Annotated in this window: 17 protein-coding genes; 11 read left to right on the top strand and 6 right to left on the bottom strand. The window is 39.7% G+C overall.

The window, feature by feature from the left end; translation table 11 throughout:
• Nucleotide 1: 1 nt before the first annotated feature.
• The 4 genes from CVP05_RS11080 to pspB form a co-directional block, all read right to left on the bottom strand.
• Complete coding sequence (locus CVP05_RS11080; protein ID WP_100289634.1) at nucleotides 2-1087, bottom strand: TIGR01620 family protein; 1086 nt, start codon at nucleotides 1085-1087, stop codon at nucleotides 2-4.
• Between the two features lie 15 nt (nucleotides 1088-1102).
• The gene (locus tag CVP05_RS11075) at nucleotides 1103-2512 is read right to left on the bottom strand and encodes a YcjX family GTP-binding protein (RefSeq protein WP_100289633.1); all 1410 of its coding nucleotides are present in this window, start codon (nucleotides 2510-2512) and stop codon (nucleotides 1103-1105) included.
• Between the two features lie 86 nt (nucleotides 2513-2598).
• Nucleotides 2599-2883 (bottom strand): PspC domain-containing protein, encoded by a 285-nt coding sequence (locus CVP05_RS11070; protein ID WP_100289632.1) that lies wholly within the window; start codon nucleotides 2881-2883, stop codon nucleotides 2599-2601.
• Between the two features lie 39 nt (nucleotides 2884-2922).
• Nucleotides 2923-3168, bottom strand: a complete 246-nt coding sequence (gene pspB, locus CVP05_RS11065; protein ID WP_100289631.1) for an envelope stress response membrane protein PspB — start codon at nucleotides 3166-3168, stop codon at nucleotides 2923-2925.
• A gap of 78 nt (nucleotides 3169-3246) precedes the next feature.
• Between pspB and CVP05_RS11060 the strand changes: the two genes are divergently transcribed.
• The 8 genes from CVP05_RS11060 to bacA all read left to right on the top strand — a co-directional run bounded on the left by CVP05_RS11060 (nucleotide 3247) and on the right by bacA (nucleotide 11593).
• Complete coding sequence (locus tag CVP05_RS11060) at nucleotides 3247-4944, top strand: ABC transporter substrate-binding protein (protein WP_100289630.1); 1698 nt, start codon at nucleotides 3247-3249, stop codon at nucleotides 4942-4944.
• Nucleotides 4941-5906, top strand: a complete 966-nt coding sequence (locus CVP05_RS11055) for an ABC transporter permease (RefSeq protein WP_100289629.1) — start codon at nucleotides 4941-4943, stop codon at nucleotides 5904-5906. The genes CVP05_RS11060 and CVP05_RS11055 overlap by 4 nt, the downstream gene beginning before the upstream one ends.
• Nucleotides 5896-6783, top strand: coding sequence for an ABC transporter permease subunit (locus CVP05_RS11050; RefSeq protein ID WP_100289628.1), 888 nt, complete (start codon nucleotides 5896-5898; stop codon nucleotides 6781-6783). The genes CVP05_RS11055 and CVP05_RS11050 overlap by 11 nt, the downstream gene beginning before the upstream one ends.
• A gap of 8 nt (nucleotides 6784-6791) precedes the next feature.
• A complete protein-coding gene (locus CVP05_RS11045; protein WP_100289627.1) occupies nucleotides 6792-7847 on the top strand; it encodes a peptide ABC transporter ATP-binding protein in 1056 nt (351 codons plus the stop codon).
• On the top strand, nucleotides 7844-8653 hold the full coding sequence (locus CVP05_RS11040; RefSeq protein WP_100289626.1) for a peptide ABC transporter ATP-binding protein: 810 nt from the start codon (nucleotides 7844-7846) through the stop codon (nucleotides 8651-8653). Before CVP05_RS11045 ends, CVP05_RS11040 begins: the two co-directional genes overlap by 4 nt.
• A 65-nt stretch (nucleotides 8654-8718) precedes the next feature.
• Entirely contained in the window at nucleotides 8719-9675 is a 957-nt protein-coding gene (locus CVP05_RS11035; RefSeq protein ID WP_100289625.1) for a sigma 54-interacting transcriptional regulator, read from the top strand.
• A 91-nt stretch (nucleotides 9676-9766) separates the two neighbouring features.
• Nucleotides 9767-10738 carry an elongation factor P--(R)-beta-lysine ligase gene (epmA, locus tag CVP05_RS11030; RefSeq protein WP_100289624.1) on the top strand — a complete coding sequence of 324 codons (972 nt, stop codon included), beginning with the start codon at nucleotides 9767-9769 and terminating at the stop codon, nucleotides 10736-10738.
• Nucleotides 10739-10789: 51 nt separating this feature from the next.
• Entirely contained in the window at nucleotides 10790-11593 is an 804-nt protein-coding gene (gene bacA, locus CVP05_RS11025; RefSeq protein WP_100289623.1) for an undecaprenyl-diphosphate phosphatase, read from the top strand.
• Here bacA and srmB read toward each other — a convergent pair.
• Nucleotides 11590-12918 (bottom strand): ATP-dependent RNA helicase SrmB, encoded by a 1329-nt coding sequence (gene srmB / locus CVP05_RS11020; protein ID WP_100289622.1) that lies wholly within the window; start codon nucleotides 12916-12918, stop codon nucleotides 11590-11592. The genes bacA and srmB overlap by 4 nt on opposite strands.
• A gap of 133 nt (nucleotides 12919-13051) precedes the next feature.
• Here srmB and CVP05_RS11015 point away from each other — a divergent pair, with 133 nt between their 5' ends.
• A complete protein-coding gene (locus CVP05_RS11015; RefSeq protein ID WP_100289621.1) occupies nucleotides 13052-13759 on the top strand; it encodes a tRNA1(Val) (adenine(37)-N6)-methyltransferase in 708 nt (235 codons plus the stop codon).
• Here the strand turns inward: CVP05_RS11015 and pnuC are convergent.
• On the bottom strand, nucleotides 13725-14426 hold the full coding sequence (gene pnuC / locus CVP05_RS11010) for a nicotinamide riboside transporter PnuC (protein ID WP_100289620.1): 702 nt from the start codon (nucleotides 14424-14426) through the stop codon (nucleotides 13725-13727). The two genes, CVP05_RS11015 and pnuC, sit on opposite strands and share 35 nt — an antisense overlap.
• 282 nt (nucleotides 14427-14708) lie before the next feature.
• Here pnuC and rapA point away from each other — a divergent pair, with 282 nt between their 5' ends.
• Both rapA and rluA read left to right on the top strand, forming a co-directional pair.
• Nucleotides 14709-17609: an RNA polymerase-associated protein RapA gene (gene rapA, locus CVP05_RS11005; RefSeq protein WP_100289619.1), complete on the top strand. Its 2901-nt coding sequence runs from the start codon at nucleotides 14709-14711 to the stop codon at nucleotides 17607-17609.
• A gap of 1 nt (nucleotide 17610) precedes the next feature.
• A complete protein-coding gene (gene rluA / locus CVP05_RS11000; protein ID WP_100289618.1) occupies nucleotides 17611-18267 on the top strand; it encodes a bifunctional tRNA pseudouridine(32) synthase/23S rRNA pseudouridine(746) synthase RluA in 657 nt (218 codons plus the stop codon).
• The last annotated feature ends 104 nt before the right edge of the window (nucleotides 18268-18371 follow it).

Genomic DNA, 18371 nt, shown 5'->3' with positions numbered 1-18371 from the left:
ATTATAGAACGTCTTTTTCTTTTATTTTGCTACCAGTTAATATAGTGGTTTTAATCGTGTTGAGTAATTCACGATGTACTATACTTAATCGAGGTTTTTCATCTTTTTTAAAACTGAGTGGGCGGCAAAACTCCATCGTTTTGATACCTAAGCGAGCAGTGAGAAGCCCTACCCCGATCCCTTGTGCTGCACGCGCTGATAACTTAGCAGTGATATCTTGAGAGAGCCAATCCATACCAATTTCATGCACCAGTTCAGTCGCACCAGCAAAGGCGATATTGAGTAAGATCATGCGCATTAAGCGTAGGCGACTAAAGTAGCCAAGTTCAATGCCATAGATTTTGGCGATTTTATTTATCATGCGAATATTGCGCCATGCGACGAAAAACATATCAACTAAGGCAAGTGGGCTAATGGCGACGATAACCGCAGACTCTGCAGCACTTTTACTGACCAGTTTTTTAGCCTGACGATCTCTATCTTGCAATACCATTTCACTAAATAAATAGGTGACTTCCTGCGCGGTATGGGCTTCATTGAGATGATTTTGCCATTGAACAAGAGCGGGATGTTGTGAGTTTAGTTGCATATTTCGAGCAATATCTAAACATAAGGCTTTGCCTTTTTCACTGTCATCTAGGGCGGCATTGGCATTGGCTTCAAGGAAAATTTGATTGCCCTTTTGTTGATTTTCAGCAAGAGATTTTAAGCGTACCAAACGTCGCCACTCTTTTATAATGGCTGTGATTCCAACGAAAACAACCGATAAGCCAACTAATGAAAAAGCGAAATAAATCCATTGGTTTTGTTGCCAAGTGTCGATTACCCATTGGATAGATTGTGCTACAGTGGCGGCTAAAAATAAAAGTGCGGTGAATCCTAGCACTTTTTTCCACCAACGAGGTTTCGGTTTCACAATTTGTTCAAATTTATCGGTAAGTAATTCACCTTCTAAAGCTTGGCTATCGATGGGATCGATCTCAATTTGTGTTTCATCACCACTAAACTCCTGTTTCGGTTTGAAGTGATGTTGAGAGTCGATGGTATCGTAAGTGTCATTCGTTTCATTGAAAATTTGTTTACTCATAACTTTCCTTTTTATTTAGCGTAGCTTATCCGCTAATAAGAATTGTAACACAGCATCCATTCTTAAATGAGGGATTAGCTCATTATCCACTAAAGGCTGTGGTTCAAATTGGTCAAAGTCAAATGTTTGTTGTTGCCAAAACTGTTCAGTTGGTAGCTTGTTTGGCACACTGCCAGGATAAAGGGTGACAAGCTGTTTATCTTTGGTTCGAATACCTTGTAGTGCTTTAAACTGTTTACCATTTTGCGTGACGGTGACTTGCTTGGTCGCTCGAATTGCAGCGATCGCGGAGTATTCTGTTTCAATACCTTCAAATGCGACATGTCGTCCGCCTTCTTGCACTAATTGGCGCATAAGGCTAACTAAATTAGGCAGTTGATCGCTGGTAATATGATCGGCTTTGCTTGCGACAAACATTAATTTATCAATTCTTGGAGAGAATAGACGGTGTAATAATGTGCGCTTACCATAATGAAAATTTTGGAAGAGATGCTGCAAACCTTCGCGCATATCGTTAAAGGCTTGTCGGCTATGATTTAATGGCGTTAAACAATCGGCCAAGATAATTTGGCGATCAAAATGGGCAAAGTAATCTTGATAGAAATCTTTAACGATATGCTGGCGATAATAATCGTAGCGTTTGGTTAATAGGCTAAAATAACTTTTTGAGCTAGCTTTATTTTTTAATTCCTGCCATTGCGTTTCATTGAGATGAAGCAAAGGAAAGAATTGTAAGGCGGGAGCGCCGTCAAGCTCGCCAGGCAAGACGAAGCGTCCAGGTTGAATAAAGTGCAGTCCCTCCGCTTTACATGCATGTAAATAAGCCGTGTATTCTTTTGCTAACTGCGCCAAAACATCTTCATCAGCAGTCTCACTAAGATCAAGCTGTTCGACTTTGGCTAACCAGGTTTGGGCCAGAATAGAACGTTGTCCAAAGTTAAGTCGTTGCAGATCTTGTGACCATTGTTGGAAGTTTAAGTCGAGCAAGGGAAGATCTAACAACCATTCACCGGGATAATCGAAAATATCTAAATAGAGTGTGCCAGTGTCTTTAATATGACGCATTAAACCATCGCGATGATAATAGCGAATAGCTAAACGGGTTTCGCTTACGCCGCGTGTTGATTGAGGCCAAATGGGAGGTGTCTGCTGTAAATCTCGTAAGTTATTATCATAATCAAAACGAGGAATTTTCATGTCGAGCTGAGAGACTCGTTTTACACCAATAATATGATTATTACGCGCAGGCTCAAATAGCGCAAGGTGATGATTACCTTGCGAATTTATGTTCAAGAGTTGGTTGACAAGGCTCGTAATAAATGCCGTTTTTCCACTGCGACTGAGCCCTGTAACGGCCAGTCGTAATGTGCGGTCAAAACCTCGATTAAATATATCGTTAACTTCTCGTTGAATACGATTAAACATAGTCATTACCAATTTTTAGAAAATGTATCTGATTTTATATAGTGTTCAAGTTTTTGTGTGCGTTGGGTTAATACTGCAAATTCAAGCTATAATTGCTTGATTTGATTATTATCTGTTCTTGGTGATGTCCATTTTGTTTGTGTCCCATTGCCGTTATATAAAGCACTTGGTGGCGATATATAGTAGTTATCTGGCGCTTTTTCCATTAACAATGCGCCAGCAATATAGAGTAAGGGCATGAAAAAATAACCACCAAAGAAAAATAAAATAATGACAGTTAAGCGGATAACCCAAGCATCAAAACCAAAATAACGCGCAAGCCCTAAGCAAACGCCTGAAACTTGACCTTCTTTAGGATAACGATAAATCATTAAGTACTCCTTAAATATTTTCGACGTTTAATAATATTGTTAGGGGTTTGTTGTATCTGTACGCCAGTTGGGTTGGTGATAATCCAATAGCGCTTCTAGCGTGTTAATGCGTTGTGCTAATTGTTTAGCCTCGTTCTCTAGTTGTTGTAGCTGCTGTTTTTCTTCAATACTCAAATTGATATGAATTTGGCTTCTGCTTTTATAGTGCAAATATAACCAAAATGGCACGATAAGTATGCACACTAAAAACGCAGAGACAGAAAGGAATAAAAAGCTTGTAATCATAAACATCTCCAAATGAAAATAGCATATTTTTCTAATATATCTTACAATTCTCTCATAATGAATAGAAGATAATGAATTATGTGGAATATCAAGTGTTTTTTTGCAGCCGTTTCCATTATGGCATGTGGGGCCACAGAGGTTTTGGCTGCGCCACGTGTGCCAGACGAACTGACTCAAAACGGTCTCATTTATTGTACTCATGCTTCCGGATTTTCTTTTAATCCACAAACAGCCGATGCCGGTACAAGTATGAATGTGGTGACGGAACAGATATATAACAAGCTTTTTGAAATAAAAAATCATACTTCTGAGGTCACGCCCGTACTTGCGCAGTCTTATCATGTCTCATTAGATGGCAAAGTCATCACTATTAATTTGCGACGAGGGGTGAAATTTCATTATACCGAATGGTTTACCCCTACGCGTGATTTTAATGCAGAAGATGTGGTTTTCTCTTTAAATCGAGTATTGGGGCATAATGAGGATTTGCCAACGTTAGATAATGCGCGAGCTTTTGATAGTCCTCAATATACGATTTTTAATAATTTGGTCAAAAAAGCCCGTTTCCCTTACTTTGAAAGTATTAATTTGAAAAGTAAGATTGAAAGCGTACGAGCAGTGGGGCCTTATCAGGTCGAAATTCGATTATTTTCGCCTGATGCTTCAATTCTTTCCCATTTGGCAAGCCAATATGCCATTATTTTTTCCCGTGAATATGCATTACAGCTAAATGCAGATAATAATTTAGCCCAGTTAGATTTGTTGCCCGTAGGGACGGGGCCTTATCAACTTAAAAATTATATGCGTAATCAAGTGGTGCGTTTAGTACGCAATGAAAATTATTGGCGTAAAAAACCTCAAATTGAAAATATTGTTATTGATGTGTCCACTAGTCGTATTGGGCGTTTGGCGAAGTTTTTTAACGGAGAATGTCAGATTGTCGCATTCCCTGAAGTCAGCCAACTGGGACTATTTAAAGAAGATAATTCACGTTTTTTAGTGCAGTCGACAGAAGGTATGAATTTATCTTTCTTGGCCTTTAATTTTCAGAAAGAGGCAATGAACGATATATTGTTGCGCCGTGCGATAGCCAAAAGTATCGATCGTCATCGCATTGTTCGTCATATTTATTATGATACCGCAACTGTCGCTGAAGGGATTATTCCACAAATTTCTTGGGCGGTGAACAATAAAACTCAACGCTTTGACTACGATTACGATCCTCAGTGGGCAAAAACGGTGTTGTCAGATCGCCAATTAGATTTGACGATGTGGGTGGTGAATGAAGAGCAAGTCTATAACCCCGCGCCCATAAAAATGGCAGAGTTGATCCGAATGGATTTGGCCAAAGTTGGTGTCAATGTTAAAGTGAAAAATGTATCACGGAACTATTTGATGCAACAGTTACAGGCGAAAACGGAAGACTATGATTTGATCTTAACCGGTTGGCTAGCGGGGACTTTTGATCCCGATACCTTTTTACGCCCCATTTTAAGTTGTGGCACACAAAATGAAGTAACGAATTTATCAAATTGGTGTTATCGCCCATTTGATGACATGATTGATCGAGCACTTCGACATCGTGGCACATTAACGCGTAATTTGGATTATAATATTGCACAACAAACGATTTTTGAACAAGTTCCCATTGTGCCCATTGCGAATGTGAAGCGTGTATTGATAGCCGATAGTCGGGTAAAAGGCTTAAATATGTCTGCATTTGGCAGTATTCGTTTTGAAACCTTATCCTTGACAAAACAAGGAGGGAAGCCATGATTTTTTCTTTGGCTCGCCGTTTATTTCTGATTGTCTTAACCTTATTTATTTTATCCTTTGTGAGCTATCACATTTTGTTACGCGATCCTTTAAATCAAGAATTGCTGACCGCGCATTTTCATTTGGGTTATTTCAGTTATATCCGAGATGTATTACAAGGGAATTTAGGGATTAGTTATAACGGTGGAGAATCATTACTGACATTAATTTTAACGGTATTGCCGCCAACCGTAGAACTTTGTATTACCGCCATTTTATTGGCGTTGTTATTAGGTATTCCTTTGGGATTGATAGGCGCTTGGAATCATCAAAATATCTTAGGAAAAAGTATTCACGCCGTGTCCTCTTTGGGACTGTCTGTTCCGGTATTTTGGATTGCGCCTTTATTGTTGTATTTTGCTGCGTTATATCATTGGGAAATCGCGGCAGTTGGACAGTTTAATTTACTCTATGAAATTAAGACAGTGACGGGATTTGCTCTAATTGATGTGTGGTTTATGGAACAACCTTATCGAATTAAGGTGATTCAAAATGTATTACAACATTTGATCTTACCAACATTAGTCTTAATGATTTCACCTACTATGGAAATGACACGTTTAGTGCAACAGCGGGCAGAATTTTTAATGCGAGAAAATTTTGTTAAGGTTGCCGCGACACGAGGTTGGTCAAAGTTTAAGATTATGCGCAAATTGGTATTGCGTAATACATTGCCGCTGATTGTGCCACAATTTCCACGAATTTTTACATTAGTGATGGCCCATTGTATGTTGATTGAAAATGTATTTGGTTGGCCTGGTATTGGGCGTTGGTTAATCGACGCATTAGCTCAGGAAGATTATAATGCGATTTCCGCCAGTATTATGGTGATTGGTTTATTAATTATTGCGGTCAATCAATTGAGTGATCTTGTCGCTTTTTTATTTGATCCATTACATCGGAAGGGCTGGTATGCAAGATAAAGAACCGGAAGAATTTCGTGAGCGAGAAGCCTTATTGAATATCTGGCGATATTTCCGCACAGATCGACTTGCCCTATTCAGTTTCTATCTTTTTATTTTATTTATTTTGACCGCACTTTTCGGGACATGGCTAGCCCCTTATCCCAGTGATATGCAGTTTGTGGGGAAAGAGCTGTTACCGCCGTCTTGGAATGATCAAGGAACGGTAACTTATTTTTTGGGAACCGATGATATTGGTCGAGATGTATTAAGTCGGCTGATTATTGGTGCTAAATATACATTTGGAGGCGCGACATTAGTCATTATTGCAACGGCTATTGTCGGAGGGGCCTTAGGGGTATTGGCTGGAATGAGTGAGGGGTTAAAGTCACGTATATTAGGCCATTTTCTTGATGCTTTTCTATCTGTGCCGATCTTATTAATTGCTATTATCATAGCCACGTTAATGGAGGCGAGCTTGCTTAATGCAATGTTAGCCATTTTATTAGCGTTATTACCACACTTTGTTCATGAAGTTTATCAAGCGGTACGAAAAGAATTAACTAAAGAATATGTTTTAACGTTACGTTTAGACGGTGCTTCCAATTTAACATTATTACGCGAAGCGATTTTGCCAAATATAGCCGTACCTTATGTTAAAGAGATAGCGCGCGCTTTTACTATTGCGGTGTTTGATATTAGTGCATTAAGCTTTATTTCACTCGGTGCGCAGCGCCCTCAACCAGAATGGGGCGCGATGATACGAGATTCTTTAGATTTAATTTATTTAGCACCTTGGACGGTCATTTTACCCGGTATAGCAATTATTATTGTTATTTTAACCGTCATTATTTTGGGCAATGGTTTATGTAAAGCCATACAAAAATATGAGGATTAAATAAAAGAATGGCATTATTAGATATTCGTAATCTTTGTATTGAAATAAAAACGCCTAATGGTCGTGTTAGAGTGGTGGATAATGTGAGCCTTACATTAAACGAAGGCGAAATTTGTGGACTGGTGGGGGAAAGTGGTTCTGGTAAAAGTTTAATTGCTAAAGTGATTTGCAATGCCGCAAAAGACAATTGGGTGATTACAGCTGATCGTTTTCGTTTTGATGATATTGAGCTGTTAAAACTGAGCCCAAGTAAACGGCGAAAGTTGGTGGGTAATGAAATTTCTATGATTTTCCAAGATCCGCTAAGTTGTCTTGAACCGAGTAAAAAAATTGGTAAACAACTCATTGAACATATCCCTTTTTCAACGTTTAAGGGACGTTGGTGGCAATGGTTTGGTTGGAAAAAACGCCGCGCAATAGAACTTTTGCATCGTGTCGGCATTAAAGATCATAAAGATATTATGCAGAGCTATCCTCACGAAATTACAGAAGGGGAAGGGCAGAAAGTCATGATCGCGATTGCGGTCGCTAATCAGCCTCGTTTATTGATTGCTGATGAACCCACGCATTCTGTTGAGGCGACAACTCAGGCTCAGATATTCCGCTTATTATCCAGTATGAATCAAAATCATGGCACATCAGTGCTGTTAGTGAGTAATGATATTATCAGTATTAGTGAATGGTGCGATACATTTAGTGTACTGTATTGTGGGCAAAATGCAGAGGCTGGGCCAGTGGAGAGCATACTGGCGACACCACATCACCCATATACGATGGCATTATTGCATTCTATTCCTGATTTCAGCCAGCCTTTACCTTTGAAAAGTCGATTGAATACTTTAAAAGGCACTGTGCCAATGTTAGAAGAAATGCCGATAGGCTGTCGTTTAGGCCCGCGCTGTCCGTTTGCCCAGCGAAAATGTGTCCATAAACCGCCGATGCAACGTATTAAACAACATGAGTTTGCTTGTCATTTTCCGTTAAATTTACGTGTAAGTCGGAAAAAAATAGCAGAATTAACACCGATTACTTTAAGCCATGTGGAAAAGGAAGAAGAACAATGACCCCATTATTACAAGTAGAAGATTTAAGCAAATCCTTTACAGATAGTGTTGGGCTATTTGGACAACGCCGATTTTCTGCGGTTAATCAAATCAGTTTTAGTTTAGAGCGTAAAAAAACATTAGCGATTATTGGGCATAATGGATCTGGGAAATCAACGTTAGCGAAAATGATCGTTGGAATTACAGAACCGAGCGCGGGAAAGATACTATTTAATGGTAATGAATTATACTTTGGAGATCATGAGTATCGCGCTAAACATATTCGAATGGTATTCCAAGATGTGAATAATGCATTTAATCCGCGTTTGAATGTGGGACAAATTTTGGATGCGCCACTGCGTTTGTTGACGAATTTAACAGTGCATGAGCGTAATGAAAAAATTGGTTTAACATTGCGTATGGTGGGGTTATATCCTGATCATGCAAATATTAAAATTAGTACCATGTCGATTAGTCAAAAACAACGTGTTGCATTAGCTCGGGCAGTGATTCTAGAGCCTGAAATTATTATCGCTGATGATGCTTTAGGTTCTCTTGATTCTTCAGTAAAAACGCAATTGATTAATTTAATGTTGGAATTGCAAAATCGGCTAGGGGTTTCTTATATTTATGTTGGGCAACATTTGGGAATCATTAAACACATGGCTGATGAAGTGTTAGTGATGGATAATGGGCAAATGATAGAGTATGGAACAACAAGAGAACTGTTTAGTGCGCCACAAACAGAGATTACCCGTCGTTTGGTCGAAAGTCACTTTGGTAAAGAATTAGATAATAGTGCATGGGAAAGCTTAATGTGTAAATAAAACTTGCCAAAGCAAGCATAAGATTTTACAGTACCGTAATAATAATGTGTTTGTAAGAGGTTAGTATGGCGTTTAGTGCAAATCAAAGTCATGATTTCTCAGAAATTATTTTCATTAGTCCTAAAATGTCTGCGCTTATTGATAAGGCGAAAAAATTTGCCTTATTAGATGCGCCTTTGCTGATCCAAGGTGAAACCGGGACAGGAAAGGAATTACTTGCTAAAGCTTGCCACGCCTTAAGCCATCGCCAACAAGCTAAATTTATTGCGGTCAATTGTGCAGGATTGCCCAAAGACGATGCAGAAACAGAAATGTTCGGTAGTGGGGCAAAAGGTAAGGAAAGCATGGGCTTTTTTGAATATGCTGACGGTGGCACAGTTTTGTTAGATGGCGTGGCAGAATTGCCTTTAGAATTACAAGCGAAATTATTGCGTTTTTTAAATGATGGGACATTCCGTCGGGTTGGGGAAGAAAAAGAACAATATGCAGATGTACGGGTGATTTGTACCTCTCAGATCCCATTACAAAATTATGTTGAACAAGGTAAAGTGCGTAGCGATTTATATCATCGTCTCAATGTCTTAACCCTAGATATTCCGCCATTACGTGAGCGGAAAGAAGATGTGCCGGCATTAGTGGATCTATTTTTAGATAAGATTTGTCAACAGTTACAGATTCGCCCTCCGCGCTTTGATTCACAATTTATGCAGTATTTAATCAATTATCCATGGTCAGGTAATGTACGTGAGCTTTATAATGCCTTATATCGAGCCAGTTCTTTAGCCACTGATGGCCAATTAACCATTGAAAATTTGAGCCTGATTGAACATGATATTCAATCTATGGATATTGCCCAATTTGGTGATGAAACACTTGAACAGATTTTAAGTCATTTTGAAGAGGCAGTATTACGTAAGTTCTATGAACAGTATCCTAGCACTCGAAAACTGGCGGCACGTTTAGGCGTGTCCCATACCGCCATTGCTAATAAATTGCGCCAATATCATATTGGACGTTCTTAATTCTTATCACAGGGCAGTAAAATAGCTGTCCTGGTTTCTATCTCATAAAAATTTCGTTAAAATAGACCGCTCTTTTTATTTGGAAATTATTATGTCTGCAGAAATACAATGGCAACCATCAGCGCCAATTAAAAATTTACTTGCTCGAGCAAAAATTATTGCAGAGATCCGTCGTTTTTTTACCGATCGTGGTGTATTAGAAGTGGAAACGCCGGTGTTAAGTGAATTTGGTGTGACTGATGTACATTTATCAACGTTTAGCACAGAGTTTGTGGCGCCTTTTGAGGCTCAATCTAAAACATTGTGGCTTGGAACAAGCCCCGAATATCATATGAAGCGTTTGTTGGCGGCTGGAAGTGGGGCAATTTTTCAGCTTTGCCATGTTTTTCGTAATGAGGAAGCAGGGCGTAAACATAATCCAGAATTTACGATGCTAGAGTGGTATCGTCCACATTTTGATATGTATCGTTTAATTAATGAAGTTGACGATTTGCTGCAACAAATTTTAGATTGCGAGCCGGCAGAAAGTTTAAGTTATCAATTTGTGTTTCAAGAATATGTAGGGCTTGACCCCTTAGAAGCTGAAAAAGAAGAATTGGTTGCGAAAGCAAGAGAACACGGCTTTCAAGCAGAGGAAGATGAATCAAGAGATACTTTATTACAATTCCTATTTAGTGAAGTTGTTGAACCTCAAATTGGGCAAGAACGTCCTATCGCGGTTTATCATTTTCCAGCCAGCCAAGCTGCATTAGCACAGGTTAGTTCCGAAGACCATCGTGTCGCGGAACGCTTTGAATTTTATTATCGAGGATTAGAGTTAGCAAACGGTTTTCATGAATTGACCGATGCGAAAGAACAATTGCATCGTTTTGAACAAGATAATCGTTCCCGTGAATTAATGGGATTGCCTAAGCGTGCTATTGATTCACGTTTTCTAGCGGCATTAGAAGCTGGAATACCGAGTTCATCAGGCGTGGCTTTAGGTGTGGATCGTTTATTGATGATTGCACTGGGAGCAGACAAAATCTCTGATGTTTTGGCATTTAGTATCGAAAATGCTTAATTTTGCCGTTAAAAGTGCGGTTAATTTTTATTATTTATCTTTGAGGAAGTTATGTCTGAATTATTTATTGCGTTTATTTTAGGTATTGTTGAGGGACTGACAGAGTTTTTGCCGGTATCTTCAACAGGCCACATGATCATTGTGGGACATTTGTTAGGTTTTGAAGGCGAAAAAGCCGCAACCTTTGAAGTGATTATTCAGCTTGGTTCTATTTTAGCAGTTGTGGTCATGTTTTGGCGCAAGTTATTTGGTTTAATTGGAATTCATTTTGGACAAGAAATTAACAAAAATGAACCGCACTTAACCTTAATGCATATTATACTTGGCATGATTCCTGCCGTTATTTTAGGGCTGATTTTTCACAGTAATATTAAAGCGTTATTCAGTCCAGAGATGGTGATGTATTCGCTAGTTGTTGGAGGGGTATTGTTGATTATTGCTGAAAAATGTCGCCCGAAAGTGAGTGCAGAAACCGTTGATCAAATGACCTATAAACAAGCTTTTGCGATTGGATTATTTCAATGTTTAGCGTTGTGGCCGGGTTTTTCCCGTTCAGGGGCGACAATTTCTGGGGGATTATTAATGGGCGTAGGACGTCATGCCGCTGCGGAATATTCTTTCATGCTAGCCGTTCCTATGATGATGGGCGCCACCGTATTAGATGTGTATAAAAGCCTTGATTTCTTAACTTGGGCAGATTTACCGATGTTCGCGGTTGGCTTTGTTACGGCCTTTTTGGTGGCGCTCATTGCTATAAAAACGTTTTTAAATGTAATTAAAAAAATCTCCTTTATACCTTTTGCAATTTACCGCTTTGTCGTAGCGATTGCGGTATATTTTGTGTTTATTTTCTAAGTTTGATGGCCTTCAATTTTATTCGAAGGTTGTCTACGTTTACCGATATTTTTGCTATCTTTATGACGTACTTTGATTTTCTTTTTGAGTGCGTCTTTTTTCTCTTCTCGTTTTTGTTTTATGTAAGCTTTTTGTTTTTTGGTCATTGATTTTATTTCACCATCTTTTGGTGCTTTCGTTCTAGGGGCTAAGCCTTCAATGATACGCGCTTTGAGTATTTCTTGAGTATAGCGCTTAATTTTACCTAATAACTTGTAATCATGGGCCTCAACAAAAGAAATAGCGGTTCCTTTTTTGCCTGCACGTGCAGTACGGCCAATGCGGTGGAGATAGGTATCCGCGCTGTAAGGAAGATCGAAGTTAAATACATGACTAATATCATCAATATCAATGCCTCGCGCAGCAACATCTGTCGCCACCAATATTGTGACCAGCCCTTGTTTCAGTTTATCTATCGCGTTATTGCGTTGAGATTGTGCCATTTCGCCTTCGAGATAGGTTGAACGGATACCCCGTTTACGTAAGGTGTCTGACAGTTCACGCGTATTTTCACGGCGACGAACAAAGACAATCCCTTTGCTCACCTGCTCTTGTTCGATGGCGCGGGCTAATAATTTAATTTTGTGCTCAACGCTATCAGCATGGTAATACCATTGCTGAATTTTTTTCCGTTCGCGACGGCTCGGTTCTGCCTCTATGTGTATTGGATCGTTTAGTAGGCGTTGTGCGAAATCGACCAATAACTCGCCTTCTAATGTGGCAGAAAAGAGTAGTGTTTGCTTACGCCAACGGGTTTCGGCAGCAATTTTTTCGGCATCTTGCCCAAAGCCCATTTGAAGCATTCTATCGGCTTCATCAAAAATAAGAATTTCAACGGCTCGACAATCAAAGTTTTCTTCTTTAATGTATTGTAATAAACGCCCTGGGGTTGCGACGACAATATCTTGATTTTGGTTGAATATTTCACCGTGATTTTGGTAGGCTACGCCCCCTGTGATAGTGGCAATGCTTAAGTGCGTGTAATGAGCAAAGTGTTCTGCTTCTTCTGCAACTTGCATCGCCAGTTCACGAGTTGGTGTTAAAATAAGTACGCGCGGGGCGCCGGGTTTGCGACGCGGATAATCTAATAAATGTTGAATCGCAGGCAAGAGAAAAGCCGCTGTTTTGCCTGTTCCGGTGGGGGCTGAACCTAATACGTCACGCCCTTCCATTGCAGCTGGGATTGCCTCGAGCTGTACTGTGGTTGGACGTGAATAATGTTTATCACGGATAGCTTTTAATAGTTCCGGAGCAAGATCAAAGTGGTCAAATTGCGGTAAATTCATTGTGTTCTCAGTATGATGTAAATTAACTAGCGGGAATTATAGCTCAAAATAGGGTATAGTTTAAGTTTGTACTGAGGGAAACTTAAACTCTCTATGGGGAATGGTAGGGATTTAAGTGCCAAACGGAGGAGCGATGTCAGGTTTTCGTTTTAAACAATTTTATGTCGAACAAGAACATACTGCGATGAAAGTCGGGACTGATGGGGTGTTATTAGGAGCGTGGGCTTCTCATACCAATCCAAGCCATATTTTAGATCTTGGCACAGGAACAGGGCTATTGACGTTAATGTTAGCACAGCGTTATCCTCAGGCGCAGCTATCGGCAGTTGAACTAGATGAAGCAGCGTTTAAACAGGCTCAATTTAATGTGCAACAATCTCTATGGAGTGAACGTATTCAGCTTTTTCATCGTGATATTGTGGCGTTTTCCCAAAGCAATAATCAGAAATTTGATTTAATTGTCGCGAATCCACCTTATTTTGAAACAGGCTGTCAATGCCGTTCGACCGCTCGTCACCTCGCGCGTTATACTGATACACTCACGCATTTGGATTGGTTAAGGATTGCTGCTGATTGCTTAAGTGATGAAGGGAATATTGCATTTGTCTTGCCTTTTTCTGCGGGAGAACAGTTAAAAACATGGGCAAAATCCACCGCACTTTATTGTGTGGCGCAAACGGATATCATCACGAAAACCGGTAAAACGCCACAGCGTATGCTATTAAGTTTTGCTTTTCAAGAAAGGCCAAGGGAGAAAAAAATACTGGCTATTTATGATGAAAATAGCCAGTATCATCCGGATTTTATTACGCTAACTCAGGCGTTTTATTTGCGCTTTTAGTGAGTTGTCGCCAGTTGTAATAGCCGTAAATAGAATTGACTAAATACCCTGTAAACATAATGTACATAGCAGGGGTTTCCGCCCATAAGGCGATAGATAAGATATTGAGAACGATCCATAATAACCACTGTTCACGGTAGCGCAAAATCATTAATAATTGCGCAGTGAATGTAATAATGGTCGTTGTACCGTCTAACGCTGCGGAACTACCGCCTGCGGCACGTACTGCCAAAATAAAGAAGTAAGAACATACGATAATGCCGAGTAGTAAAATAATCCACCCTTTTAGACTTAGGGCTTTTGCTTTAACACTTTCGTTGCCTTGAGAATCTTTTTGCATATTGGCTTTCCAAATGAAATAGCCGATAAATTGAGCCGGTAGGTAGACATAAAGCACCGTATTCATTTCGCCAATAAAATTGCTTCCCCATGCGACATAGAAATAGGTATAGGCAAAAATGAGTCCAAAGAAATAGTTACTAATTTTTCCTTTGCTGACGAAGATGACACATAATAAACCCGCGATACCGGAAACCATGCCGAGTAGTGTGTCTGGGTTTTGTGTATATGCCCAAATTTGTGCACCGACAAAAACAATTATCCAAATGACTTCGAAAGGTTTCCAGCCACCGAAAAATTCCTTTTTAATGATTTCAAAATAATTCATATTGGTTCCTTTAGTAGAAAATTTAGTGAATTTTTGCACCGCACTTTTTATATGTCAAGTATAGGATCTAATTTTTGTGAGCGCACAAACAAAAATTGATATTTTTGTAGCAAATAAACCACTATGTTATCTTGGATTTTGTGCTTTGGCTATGGTTCATTAGGGTTAAATAAATGGGATTGAGCAAAGGGAAAATCTCACTAATAAAGATGAATAAACCCTACATTTTTTATTGAAATGAAGCTAAAATACGCGCCTTAATTAAGCAATAGAAGAATAAAAATGGTATTTGCAGTAGGACAACGCTGGATTAGTGAAGGTGAAAATAATTTAGGTTTAGGTGTTATTGTTGGTGTGGAAATACGCACAGTGACCATTTTATTTCCAGCTTCAGATGAAAAACGCGTATATGCGCTTGCATCTGCGCCGCTAACTCGGGTGCAATTTCAAATTAACGATCGTATTTTCCATCAGGATGGGTGGTCAGCAGATGTATTAGAAGTATTAGAGCAAGAGGGAGTGTTTACTTATCGCGCAAGATGTGTGGAAACTCAAGCAGAAGTGCTTATTCCAGAAAAGGCGCTCTCTCATCACATGAGTGTGAGTAAGCCACAAGAACGTCTATGGGCAGATCAAATTGATCGTAATGAGCACTTTGTCACACGTTATCAAGCCCTATTAAATCAACAGGCGCAATTTCAATCATCATTGCGTGGTTTGCGAGGTTTTCGCGCAAACCTTATTCCTCATCAATTACATATCGCACAAAGTATTAGCCAACGTATAGCCCCAAGAGTGTTATTAGCTGATGAAGTAGGGTTAGGTAAAACCTTAGAAGCGGGTATGATTTTACAGCAGCAGTTGCTTGTAGGCAAAGTAGAGCGCGCGTTGATCATTGTGCCTGAAAATTTACAGCATCAATGGTTAGTTGAGATGTTACGTCGGTTTAATCTCGCTTTTTCTTTGTTCGATGAAGAACGTTGCGCAGACTTTGCCCCAACAGAGGAAGAGGAAAAGGGGGTTAATCCTTTTGAAACAGAAAGTTTAATTATTTGTGCATTAGATTGGTTAGAGCAGTATCCGCAACGCGTGGAACAAATTAGGCAAGCTGGATTTGATTTTTTGATTGTAGATGAAGCCCATCATCTCGCTTGGACAGAACATGCACCAAGTGTGGAATATCAATTGATCGAACAATTAGCGCATGTTATTCCCGCTGTGCTCTTGTTAACTGCCACGCCAGAACAATTAGGGCAAGAGAGCCATTTTGCACGTCTTCGTTTACTTGATCCCCATCGTTTTTATGATTATCAAGCCTTTGTTCAGGAGCAGCAACATTACCAGCCTGTCGCTCAAGCCGTTAATATATTATTAAATGGGCAACAGCTGACGGATACGGACAAAAATCATATTGCGGCATTATTGACTGAGCAGGATGTAGAGCCACTTTTTAAAGCGATCGCTTCCCAAACTGAGGAAAGTGATCATGCTCGTCAGGAGTTGATTACACAGTTAATTGATCGTCATGGCACTAGCCGAGTATTGTTTCGTAATACACGGCAAAGTGTAAAAGGTTTCCCGCATCGGATTTACCATCAAATTACCCTTGAACAACCTAAGCAATATGCTAATGCGATGAATGTTGTCAGTTCTCTCGGGGAGCTTGATCTCAAAACAAGATTTAATCCTGAACAAATTTTTCAACAAATTCATGCTGATGTACGTTGGTGGGAGTTTGATCCGCGAGTAGAATGGTTGTTGCAATTTATCAAGACACAGCGTAATGAGAAAATCTTAGTGATTTGTCAGCGGGCGGATACGGCAATTCAACTCGAGCAGGCTTTACGTGAAAAAGAAGGTATTCGAGCAGCAGTCTTTCATGAACGGTTGTCGATTGTTGAACGAGATCGGGCAGCGGCGTATTTTGCACAGCAAGAAGAAGGCGCGCAGATATTATTGAGTTCTAGTATTGGCTCTGAGGGACGAAATTTTCAATTTGCTTGTCACTTAGTATTATTTAATTTGCCGGATTCGCCAGATTTGCTTGAACAGTGTATTGGTCGTTTAGATCGTATTGGACAGCTGCGTGATATTCATATTCATGTGCCTTGTTTTGCGAATTCCCCTCAAGCTCGACTAGCGCAATGGTATCATGAAGGATTGAATGCGTTCGAAGAAACTTGCCCAATGGGGGAAACATTATTTGAGAAGTGCGGTGAAAAATTACAGTTTTTTTTACAAAATCCGACCGCACTTGCAGACTTTGAAAGCTTTATTCGTCAAACGCGCCATATGCAACAGCATTTAAAACAAGCGCTAGAACAAGGGCGAGATCGTTTACTTGAGTTTAATTCAAGTGGTGGCGAAGCTGCTCAACAGTTAGCGGAGCGTATTGCTAAAGCAGATGGATCACCGGATTTAGTGAATTTTGCTTTGAACTTATTTGATATTATAGGAGTTGAACAAGAGGATTTAGGGGAAAAATCCATTGTGTTATCGCCAACGGGCCATATGTTAATACCGGATTTTCCAGGCTTAAAAGAAGAAGGTATAACTATTACCTTTGATCGACAACAAGCCCTTGTGCGAGAAGATATTGAATTTTTGACTTGGGATCACCCGATGATTCGTCAGGGCATTGATCTGATCACCACAGGTGATATAGGTAAAACAACGGTTGCGTTGCTGGTGAATAAAGGATTACCAGTAGGCACATTATTGTTAGAATTGATTTATGTAGTTGATGTTCAAGCCCCCAATTATTTGCAACTCAATCGCTTTTTGCCACCGACACCGATTCGAGTTTTATTAGATGTTCATGGTACAAATATTGCCTCACAGGTTTCATTCAATGGGTTGAATAAACAGTTAAAACCGCTGAGTAAAAACATGGCGATTAAAGTGGTGAAAATGGCAAAAGCGAAGATTGTGGCGTTATTGGCCAAAGCAGAAAAACAAGTACCCAATTTAGTGGAAAATGTATTGCGTGAAGCGAAACAACGAGCAGACAGTACCTTAAGTTATGAATTAACGCGTTTATATGGGTTAAAAGCAGTCAATAAAACGATTCGTCAAAGTGAAATTGAAGCATTAGAACAAGTACGTGAACAATCTTTACAGCAGATTGAGCAGGCAACATGGCGTTTAGATAGCCTGCGTGTGATCATCAGTAATAAGGAATAACATGGCACTCATTGAATATCATCCACCGGTGGAACCGCTAACGATTTTATATCAGGATAATCATATTATTGCAGTAGATAAGCCGAGTGGTTTATTGTCTGTTCCAGGCAGTCAGCCTCAATATTTTGATAGCGCGATGAGTCGGGTAAAAGCCAAATATGGGTTCTGTGAACCGGCTCATCGCTTAGATATGGCAACGAGTGGAGTGTTACTATTTGCTTTAAGTAAAGCAGCTGACAGGGAATTAAAGCGCCAATTTCGTGAACGTGAACCGAAAAAACATTATCAAGCGTTAGTTTGGGGGCATTTGAAGGAAACTCAAGGGACAATAAATTTGCCATTGATTTGCGATTGGGAAAACCGACCTCGCCAAATTATTTGTTTTGAACGAGGAAAAAAAGCCATCACACATTTTCACGTTTTACAACGGTTATCGAATAATAGCACTCGTGTAAAGTTAACTCCCATCACAGGACGTTCTCATCAATTGCGTTTACATTTGTTAGCGCTCGGGCATCCGATTTTAGGCGATAAATTCTATGCTCACCCTCAGGCTAAGGCGATGTCATCGCGTTTATGCTTGCATGCAGAACAACTACAAATTACTCACCCCATTACAGGAGAACCCTTGTGTTTTCAGGCTAAAGTGCCTTTTTAGTACATTAGTGTTTTATCATGTTTTCTATTGGTATATAAAAATTAGGTATTTTTGACCGCACTTTTTTGCGGTTGCTACTATCCAAATTTTAAAATATTGTTATA

The sequence above is a fragment of the Conservatibacter flavescens genome (genome assembly GCF_002795425.1).
Taxonomy (GTDB): Bacteria; Pseudomonadota; Gammaproteobacteria; order Enterobacterales; family Pasteurellaceae; genus Conservatibacter; species Conservatibacter flavescens.
The sequence above is the reverse complement of the archived record's forward strand: the minus strand, read 5'-3'. Positions and strand labels throughout refer to the sequence as shown.

Bases quoted from the DNA above. Each gene is read 5' to 3' on its own strand.
- CVP05_RS11080 (WP_100289634.1), bottom strand. From the start codon at position 1,087: ATGAGTAAACAAATTTTCAATGAAACGAATGACACTTACGATACCATC.
- CVP05_RS11075 (WP_100289633.1), bottom strand. From the start codon at position 2,512: ATGTTTAATCGTATTCAACGAGAAGTTAACGATATATTTAATCGAGGT.
- CVP05_RS11070 (WP_100289632.1), bottom strand. From the start codon at position 2,883: ATGATTTATCGTTATCCTAAAGAAGGTCAAGTTTCAGGCGTTTGCTTA.
- pspB (WP_100289631.1), bottom strand. From the start codon at position 3,168: ATGATTACAAGCTTTTTATTCCTTTCTGTCTCTGCGTTTTTAGTGTGC.
- CVP05_RS11060 (WP_100289630.1), top strand. From the start codon at position 3,247: ATGTGGAATATCAAGTGTTTTTTTGCAGCCGTTTCCATTATGGCATGT.
- CVP05_RS11055 (WP_100289629.1), top strand. From the start codon at position 4,941: ATGATTTTTTCTTTGGCTCGCCGTTTATTTCTGATTGTCTTAACCTTA.
- CVP05_RS11050 (WP_100289628.1), top strand. From the start codon at position 5,896: ATGCAAGATAAAGAACCGGAAGAATTTCGTGAGCGAGAAGCCTTATTG.
- CVP05_RS11045 (WP_100289627.1), top strand. From the start codon at position 6,792: ATGGCATTATTAGATATTCGTAATCTTTGTATTGAAATAAAAACGCCT.
- CVP05_RS11040 (WP_100289626.1), top strand. From the start codon at position 7,844: ATGACCCCATTATTACAAGTAGAAGATTTAAGCAAATCCTTTACAGAT.
- CVP05_RS11035 (WP_100289625.1), top strand. From the start codon at position 8,719: ATGGCGTTTAGTGCAAATCAAAGTCATGATTTCTCAGAAATTATTTTC.
- epmA (WP_100289624.1), top strand. From the start codon at position 9,767: ATGTCTGCAGAAATACAATGGCAACCATCAGCGCCAATTAAAAATTTA.
- bacA (WP_100289623.1), top strand. From the start codon at position 10,790: ATGTCTGAATTATTTATTGCGTTTATTTTAGGTATTGTTGAGGGACTG.
- srmB (WP_100289622.1), bottom strand. From the start codon at position 12,918: ATGAATTTACCGCAATTTGACCACTTTGATCTTGCTCCGGAACTATTA.
- CVP05_RS11015 (WP_100289621.1), top strand. From the start codon at position 13,052: ATGTCAGGTTTTCGTTTTAAACAATTTTATGTCGAACAAGAACATACT.
- pnuC (WP_100289620.1), bottom strand. From the start codon at position 14,426: ATGAATTATTTTGAAATCATTAAAAAGGAATTTTTCGGTGGCTGGAAA.
- rapA (WP_100289619.1), top strand. From the start codon at position 14,709: ATGGTATTTGCAGTAGGACAACGCTGGATTAGTGAAGGTGAAAATAAT.
- rluA (WP_100289618.1), top strand. From the start codon at position 17,611: ATGGCACTCATTGAATATCATCCACCGGTGGAACCGCTAACGATTTTA.